The organism is Mixta sp., from assembly GCF_024610815.1.
Taxonomy (GTDB): Bacteria; Pseudomonadota; Gammaproteobacteria; order Enterobacterales; family Enterobacteriaceae; genus Mixta; species Mixta calida.
This window is the reverse complement of the sequence record NZ_JANION010000246.1, coordinates 1-6182: the sequence shown is the minus strand read 5'-3', so window position 1 is coordinate 6182 and position 6182 is coordinate 1. Positions and strand designations below refer to the sequence as shown.

Here is a 6182-nt window from a genome sequence, read left to right as displayed (position 1 = left end):
GGTGATTAACCTTACCAAAAATGACAATATAGCAGGAAATAAAAAAAACCGGACAATAAATGTCCGCCTGAACACAAGGGTAAAACAGCTCATTCGGGGTGATTGAAGGTAATAATGCAATAAAATGATGATAGCGGGATCTATTTTATAACCTGAATAGAGAATGTTTTTATCATTCAGTGCTTAACCTGCACCTTTGTTTAACTCGCTGAATACTATAGTTACAGATATTTCTTATCAATACGTGCGCTATTTTTTAACGCTGCGTGCTGTGTAAAAGTTCCCCATTATTTACATTTTTTAGGATTAAAAAAATATAACGAAACAGTTTTGGAAATTTAGTAGCATTTTCGTGATGGATTATTACCCCTGGCGACTGAACAATGAGGTGCCGACTGAAAATTAGACATTCGGCACGCAGTGGCAATCAAAAGAAATTTAACCAGAGGGTAACAAAAATGAAACGTCGCATTCTCTCCCTGATGGTCCCGGCGCTGTTGGTAGCAGGCTCTGCGGGCGCAGCCGAGATCTATAATAAAGACGGCAACAAACTTGACCTGTTCGGCAAAGTGGACGGTCTGCACTATTTCTCTGACAACGACGGCAACGACGGCGACAACTCTTATGTGCGTTTCGGCTTTAAAGGCGAAACCCAAATCTCCGAACAGCTGACCGGCTACGGCCAGTGGGAGTATCAGGTCGCCCTGAACCACTCTGAAGCTGAAGGCACCAAAGATTCCTATACCCGCGTCGGCTTTGCCGGCCTGAAATTCGGCGACGCCGGTTCTTTCGACTACGGTCGTAACTACGGCGTGGCTTACGATATCGGCGCATGGACCGACGTGCTGCCGGAATTCGGCGGCGACACCTACGGCGCGGACAACTTTATGTTCCAGCGCGCTAACGGCGTAGCGACCTACCGCAACAACAATTTCTTCGGCCTGGTGGATGGCTGGAATTTTGCCGTGCAGTATCAGGGCAAAAATGACAGCAACCCGGAACTGGACGGCGCGCGTAAAGCAACCGCGCAGAACGGCGACGGCTGGGGTCTGAGCACCACCTACGATCTGGGCAACGGCCTGGGCCTGGGCGCGGCGATGTTCCAGTCTGACCGCACCAACTATCAGAACAGCGGCGCGATCCTGGGCCACGGCGACAAGGCGGAAGCCTATACTGGCGGCCTGAAATATGACGCCAACAATATCTACCTGGCAGCGATGTATACCCGTTCCTATAACGCGACCCGCTTCGGCGACGCCGATCAGGCGGCTTACGGCTTCGCGGATAAAGCGGATAACTGGGAGCTGGTTGCGCAGTATCAGTTCGATTTCGGTCTGCGTCCGTCTCTGGCGTATGTCACTTCCCGCGGCACCGACATTGAGGGCTGGGGCAAGCAGAACCTGAAAAAATATATCGACGTAGGCGCGACTTACTACTTCAACAAAAATATGTCTACCTATGTTGATTATCAGATCAACCTGCTGGACGACAATGCGTTCACCGACGCCGCCGGCATCAACACCGACGACGTGGTTGCGCTGGGGCTGGTTTACCAGTTCTGATGTGACAGTTTCCTGCATGGCGACGCCTGGCGTCGCCTTTTTTATGGGCGCTTATCTGTAACGTCGGGCCGAGCGTCGGGGGAAACGTCACGAGGCGCTGCGGCCTGCGTCGCCTCTCCGTCATCCAGCGCCGCCCCCCACATCCCTTCAAATGCCGTTCCGCTCAGCGTAAAGCTGCAACAGGTCAGCAGCCTCGTTAAGCCGCCTGTTAAGTCATCTGGTTGTATATCGCGCATAGTGACCCCGCTACGTTAAGAGATAACAGGGATCAAGCACATCCTGTGCCAGATTTTGCGGCAGATTAAGACGACGTTTAGGCACGTTTGTTAATATGACGCGGGCGAAGATGGTGCAGACCAGGCCGCTGCGGTGCAGCGGCGAAGATTAGCGGCGTCGCGGACGCTGAAATGTGCGGACACGCGTGCTGCGGTAATACTTCACAGCGGAAAAAATGGCGACTGCGGTCAGTATCAGCAGCAGTATAAGGCTTTGCATCAGACTCTCCTTGTTATGTGTTGCAGTTCAAACGCCCTGAGACGCCCGTTTCAACGCGTAGTCTGACGGCTTGCGCCTGCGCGCGCAAGCAAACAGAAAAGACTTTACACCGATTATGTTTTGCACTGTCGGTTAACAAAACGAAATATAAAGGCACGAGAGATGAAAAGAGTATCGCTGACGGCGGTGTTGCTGCTGGGATTGCTGGCGGCAGGCTGCGACCAGCAGAAAGATGAGGCCGACACAGGCGTAGTGCTGGAAGGCAAAACCATGGGCACGCAATGGCGCGTCAGCTTGCCGGGCGTGACGGCGGCGCAGGCGGCGGCGCTGCGTGAGAAAATACAGCAGCGGCTGGATAATGATGATCAGGAACTCTCGACCTGGAAAAAAGATTCGCTGTTGTCGCGCTTCAATCAGGATCGCACTACGCAACCTCAACCGATCAGCAGCAATATGGCGGACATTATTACCGTCGCGCTGCGTATCGGCAGGCTGACCGATGGCGCAATGGATATTACCGTCGGCCCGCTGGTGAATCTCTGGGGCTTCGGCCCCGACCAGCAGCCGCCCCATACGCCGTCACTGGCGGATATCGCCGCGGCGAAGGCGCTTACCGGCTTGCGGCATTTGCAGGTAATCGAACGCGCCGACGGCGCCTGGCTGCAAAAAGATTTACCAGGGCTGTATGTCGATCTCTCCACCATGGGCGAGGGCTTCGCCACCGATCATCTGGCGCGGCTGATGGAGGAGGAGGGGATCACCGACTATCTGGTGTCGGTGGGCGGCGCGGTGCTGACGCGCGGCGCCAACGTCGGCGGCAAAGCCTGGCGGGTGGCGATTCAGAAACCCACCGACCAGGAAAACGCCGCGCAGGCGCTGGTCGATCTTCAGGGGCACGGCATCAGCACCTCCGGCAGCTATCGCAACTATTATGAACTGGACGGCAGACGCATTTCGCATGTGATCGATCCGCAGACCGGTCAGCCGATCGAGCATCGTCTGGTTTCCGCTACGGTGATCGCCACCACTGCGCTGGAAGCGGACGGCTGGGATACCGGGCTGATGGTGCTGGGCACCGAGAAGGCGAAGGCGCTGGCGCTGCGCGAACATCTGGCGGTCTACCTGATCACCAAAGAAAAAAAGGGGTTCAGCAGCTGGATGTCGCCGCAGTTTCGCGCGTTTCTGTTGCAGCAGGCCCCGGACGCCCGCTAGCATGATGCTATATTCACGCTGAACACCGGAGCGACCATGTTAGATCTCTTTAGCGACGAAGCGCCCTGGTCCGAGCCGCTGGCGGAGGGTGCGATGATACTGCGCCGCCGCGCCCATGCGCAGGGCGAAATGCTGCTGGCGCTGATTGAACAGCTGGCGCAGCAAAACCCGTTTCAGCACCGGATTACGCCGGGCGGCCATCGCATGTCGGTTGCGATGACCAACTGCGGCAATCTTGGCTGGTCCAGCGATGCGCGCGGCTATCAGTACAGCGGCGAGGATAACCTGACCGGTCGCCGCTGGCCGCCGATGCCGGAGGCGTTTCGCGCCCTGGCGCTGGCGGCGGCGCAGGAGGCGGGCTTTAAGCACTTTCAGCCCGACGCCTGTCTGATCAATCGCTATGAGCCGGGCGCGAAGCTGTCGCTGCATCAGGATAAAGATGAGAAAGATCTGCGCCAGCCGATCGTTTCCGTTTCTCTCGGTCTGCCGGCGGTATTTCAGTTCGGCGGCTTCGAGCGCGGCGACGCCGTGCAGCGCGTGCTGCTGGAGCATGGCGATGTGGTGGTGTGGGGCGGTCCGTCGCGGCTGCGCTTCCACGGCGTTCTGCCGGTAAAGCCGGGCGTTCATCCGCTGGCGGGACCTTACCGTTACAATCTGACCTTCCGGCGCGCGCGCTGATGCCATACGCCGTTCGGCTTCGCTGCGCACGGCCAACCCTTCGCCGCGCCGGGGCCGCCATCCTCATTCCTTCATCCTGCGCCAGTTGAGAATTATTATTGCTATCGATTGGCTTCTCATTAAACTGCAGGCTGCTTTGGACTTTATCAGGATGCAGTTATGGAGTTGCTGTCAGTCGTTTATAAACAGTACCGTTTGCCGTTTATCGCCGTTATCTTGCTTAACCTGTTGAGCGCAGCGCTCGGCATTGGAATGATCGCCTGGATTAACCGCGAGCTGATCGTCAGCGTCAACGCTTCGATGACGGTGCTGCCGCAGTTTCTTGGCCTGCTGCTGCTGCTGATGGCGGTCACCCTGGCGTCGCAGCTGGCGCTGACGCTGCTGGGCCACCATTTCGTCTGGCGTCTGCGCGGGCAGTTTATTAAGCGCATCCTTGATACCCAAATTCAGCGCATCGAGCAGATCGGCAGCGCACAGCTGCTGGCGGGCCTGACCAGCGACGTGCGCAACATCACTATCGCCTTTGTGCGCCTGCCGGAGCTAATTCAGGGCATTATCCTGACTATCGGCTCGGCGGCCTGGCTCGCCTGGCTCTCGCCGCGCATGCTGATGATTACCGCGATCTGGGTCGCCGTGACGATTATCGGCGGCTGGCTGCTGGTGTCGCGCGTCTATCGCCATATGGCGACGCTGCGTGAAACGGAAGATCGCCTCTACGCCGATTACCAGACGGTAATCGACGGACGCAAAGAGCTGGCGCTGAACCGCGAGCGTGCGCAGCTGATTTACGACACCGTCTATCAGGAGGACGCCAACACCTATCGCCACCATATCGTGCGTGCCGACACTTACCATCTCAGCGCGGTGAACTGGTCGAATATTATGATGCTGGGTGCTATCGGCATGGTGTTCTTTATGGCTAACGGCCTCGGCTGGGCGAATACCGCCGTCGCCGCTACCTATTCCCTGACGCTGCTGTTTTTGCGTACCCCGCTGTTACAGGCGGTAGGCGCGCTGCCGACGCTGCTGAGCGCGCAGGTCGCTTTTAATAAACTGCGCGCTTTCCAGCTGGCGGAGTGGCGCGAGCAATTTGCGCCGTTGCCGGCCGTGAGCGACTGGCAGACGCTGGAGCTGCGCGATGTCGTTTTTCATTATGGTCATAACGGCTTCCGCGTCGGTCCGATCAACCTGACCTTAAAACGCGGCGAACTGGTGTTTTTAATTGGCGGCAACGGCAGCGGCAAATCGACGCTGGCGATGCTGTTGACCGGACTTTATCAGCCAGTTTCCGGCACTATCCTGGTGGATGGCGAAGAGATGCGCGACAGCGAACGCTATCGTCAGCTTTTTTCCGCCGTCTTTACCGACGTGCATCTGTTCGATAGGCTTATCGGCCCCGGCGCGCTACCGGCCAATCCTGCGCTGGTGCAGCAGTGGCTGGAGAAGCTGAAAATGCAGGATAAGCTGAAGCTGGAAGGCAACCGGGTGCTGAATTTGCAGCTGTCGAAAGGGCAGAGCAAGCGACTGGCGCTACTGCTGGCGGCGGCGGAGCAGCGCGATATTCTGCTGCTGGACGAATGGGCGGCCGATCAGGACCCGCATTTTCGCCGTATTTTTTACCGCGAGCTGCTGCCGTGGCTACAGCAGAGCGGCAAAACCATTTTTGCCATCAGCCATGACGATCACTACTTTACCCATGCCGATCGGCTGCTGGAGATGCGTGACGGGCAGCTGTATGAGCTCACCGGCAGCGAAAGAGAGAAGGCGACGCTGGATGCGGTGCAGCGCACCGATACCGGACGCTAAACGAAAGCGCGCCCTGGCCTGATAACGGTCGGGGCGACAAAAGATGACGACGTCGGGGAAATCACGGTTCGCTGCGCAGAAAAGCACTGACGGCGGCGGGCGTAGCACGATAAGGCCAGCGCTATCAGCGAATCTGGCCTGCGGTTGGCGCGGTTCGGCAAGGCGGGTTTAATCGTTCGGCGGGATAGCGAAGCCTTTAACCGACACCACGAAATGACGCTGAGTGCGGGTGATTTTCGCGCCGCGTTCGCACCAGTGGCTGGCGAGACGGAAAAAATCATCGCTGCCTATTTCCCAATCCAGCTCCACTTTATTGATGCCCGAATGCAGCAGCGCCTCGGTATCCTGCAAATTCTTTGCTTTCACGACTGCCATCGTTTGGTTCCCGTTCCGTTCAACTGGCATCAGGCTAGGGCAGTTGTGTGACAA

5 protein-coding genes are annotated in these 6182 nt (G+C 57.3%); 4 read left to right on the top strand and 1 reads right to left on the bottom strand.

The genetic code is table 11. The features are described from left to right. The first annotated feature begins 458 nt into the window (after positions 1-458). The 4 genes from ompC (at position 459) to MYY08_RS18630 (ending at position 5753) form a co-directional block, all read left to right on the top strand. Positions 459-1562: a porin OmpC gene (gene ompC / locus MYY08_RS18645; protein WP_084971232.1), complete on the top strand. Its 1104-nt coding sequence runs from the start codon at positions 459-461 to the stop codon at positions 1560-1562. A 657-nt stretch (positions 1563-2219) separates the two neighbouring features. Then, positions 2220-3269, top strand: coding sequence for an FAD:protein FMN transferase ApbE (gene apbE / locus MYY08_RS18640; RefSeq protein ID WP_038625151.1), 1050 nt, complete (start codon positions 2220-2222; stop codon positions 3267-3269). A 36-nt stretch (positions 3270-3305) separates the two neighbouring features. After that, positions 3306-3947 (top strand): DNA oxidative demethylase AlkB, encoded by a 642-nt coding sequence (gene alkB / locus MYY08_RS18635; RefSeq protein ID WP_288015464.1) that lies wholly within the window; start codon positions 3306-3308, stop codon positions 3945-3947. Positions 3948-4106: 159 nt separating this feature from the next. Continuing rightward, positions 4107-5753, top strand: a complete 1647-nt coding sequence (locus MYY08_RS18630; RefSeq protein WP_288015461.1) for a multidrug ABC transporter permease/ATP-binding protein — start codon at positions 4107-4109, stop codon at positions 5751-5753. 168 nt (positions 5754-5921) lie between these two features. On the opposite strand, the gene MYY08_RS18625 is transcribed toward MYY08_RS18630, so the two are convergent. Beyond that, positions 5922-6128 carry a hypothetical protein gene (locus MYY08_RS18625; RefSeq protein ID WP_038625157.1) on the bottom strand — a complete coding sequence of 69 codons (207 nt, stop codon included), beginning with the start codon at positions 6126-6128 and terminating at the stop codon, positions 5922-5924. Positions 6129-6182: the final 54 nt, after the last annotated feature.

Coding starts and splice junctions, on each gene's coding strand:
- ompC (WP_084971232.1), top strand. CDS start 459: ATGAAACGTCGCATTCTCTCCCTGATGGTCCCGGCGCTGTTGGTAGCA.
- apbE (WP_038625151.1), top strand. CDS start 2,220: ATGAAAAGAGTATCGCTGACGGCGGTGTTGCTGCTGGGATTGCTGGCG.
- alkB (WP_288015464.1), top strand. CDS start 3,306: ATGTTAGATCTCTTTAGCGACGAAGCGCCCTGGTCCGAGCCGCTGGCG.
- MYY08_RS18630 (WP_288015461.1), top strand. CDS start 4,107: ATGGAGTTGCTGTCAGTCGTTTATAAACAGTACCGTTTGCCGTTTATC.
- MYY08_RS18625 (WP_038625157.1), bottom strand. CDS start 6,128: ATGGCAGTCGTGAAAGCAAAGAATTTGCAGGATACCGAGGCGCTGCTG.